The organism is Streptomyces swartbergensis, assembly GCF_002148965.1.
Lineage (GTDB): Bacteria > Actinomycetota > Actinomycetes > Streptomycetales > Streptomycetaceae > Streptomyces > Streptomyces swartbergensis.
Window position 1 is genome coordinate 1 of record NZ_NGFN01000666.1, and the last position, 1708, is coordinate 1708.

Sequence of the window (1708 nt, forward strand, 5' to 3'; positions counted from 1 at the left end):
GGCGGAATAAGCCCGACCGTTCACAGCGTCCTCGCTGTGTTTTTTCAAAGGAACCTCGACCATCGGAAATTTCCGACGGACGGGGTATCAACATATCTGGCGTTGACTTTTGGCACGCTGTTGAGTTCTCAAGGAACGGTCGCTTCCTTTGTACTCACCCTCTCGGGCTTTCCTCCGGGCGCTTCCCTTCGGTCTTGCGTTTCCGACTCTATCAGATCTTTTCTCGACCCGATTTCCTCGGTGCTTTCCAGGTTCCCGCTTCCGCGTTTCCGCTTCTGCGTTTCCCTTTCCGGCGGTTCTGACTCTATCAGATCCTTTCGGGCCCGATTCCCTGTCAGCAGGGTTTGCCTTCGCGGCTGTTGGGCCGTTCCGACGAGTGAGACTTTAGCGGATTCCCCGGCTCCCGAGCCAATCGGGGGCCGCGTCCTTTCGAACGGGGATTCCTCATTCCGTAAATACGCATGCCAATGAAACGACGACAGAACTACTTCGTCGAGTAGTGGTTGGTACCTGCGGATTGGCTGCCCGGGGACCGACCGGAGTCGGCGCTCACGTCGGGCAACTCGGAGAACACTACGGACGGGGTCTGGGCGTGTCAACTCAAGGGCGGACGGCCCTCCCGGGGCGTAGTCTGGAGTGCATGACGACGCGTACGTGTACCCAGCTGTGGTGGGCCGCCTGACGGCGGCCGTCCTCACGTATGCACTCAACGGCCGCCGCTTCGGCGGCCGTTGTTGTTTCTCCCTCCGGACCACCGAGGGGCGGCCGCCGGGGCGGCGGTCACGACCGGAAGGTGGAGGAGAGATGACACGGGTCTTCAGCGGGGTCAAGCCGACGGGGCATCTGACGCTGGGGAACTACCTGGGAGCCATGCGGCGGTGGGCTGTCGTCGACCAGCACGAGGCCGACGCCTTGTTCTGCGTCGTCGATCTGCACGCGCTGACCGTGGACCACGATCCCGCGCGGGTGCGCAGGCTGAGCCGGCAGGCGGCGAGCCTGTTGCTGGCGTCGGGGCTGGATCCGGCGCTGTGCACGCTGTTCGTGCAGAGTCATGTGGACGAGCACGCCCGGCTTTCGTACGTGCTGGAGTGCGTGGCCACCGACGGTGAGATGCGGCGGATGATCCAGTACAAGGAGAAGGCCGCGCGGGAGCAGCGGCGGGGCGGGAGTGTGCGGCTGTCGCTGCTGACGTATCCCGTGCTGATGGCGGCGGACATCCTGGCGTACGGGGCCGATGAGGTGCCGGTCGGGGACGACCAGGTGCAGCACGTCGAGCTCACGCGGGATCTGGCGGTGCGGTTCAACCAGCGGTACGGGCATACGTTCGTGGTGCCTCGGGCCACGCGTCCGGGGGTCGCGGCGCGTGTGATGAATCTGCAGGATCCGACGTCGAAGATGGGCAAGAGCGACGACGTCGGGCCGGGGATCGTCTACCTGCTGGACGAGCCGGACGTGGTGCGGAAGAAGGTCATGCGGGCCGTGACCGACAGTGGGCGGGAGGTCGTGTACGACCGGGAGGCCCGGCCGGGGCTCGCCAATCTGCTGGAGATCCTCGCCGCGTGCTCGGGTGGGAGTCCTGAGGAGCTGAGCGGGGCGTATACGTCGTACGGCGCCTTGAAGAAGGACACGGCGGAGGCTGTGGTCGAGGTGCTCAGGCCCGTGCAGGAGCGGCACAAGGAGTTGTGTGCGGATCCCGGTTATGTGGAGG

Annotated in this window: 1 protein-coding gene; it reads left to right on the forward strand. The window is 65.0% G+C overall.

Annotated features, from left to right (window positions below):
• Nucleotides 1-804: 804 nt before the first annotated feature.
• The coding region (gene trpS, locus CA983_RS43380; protein WP_086606081.1) for a tryptophan--tRNA ligase at nucleotides 805-1708 on the forward strand (904 nt) is incomplete at its 3' end.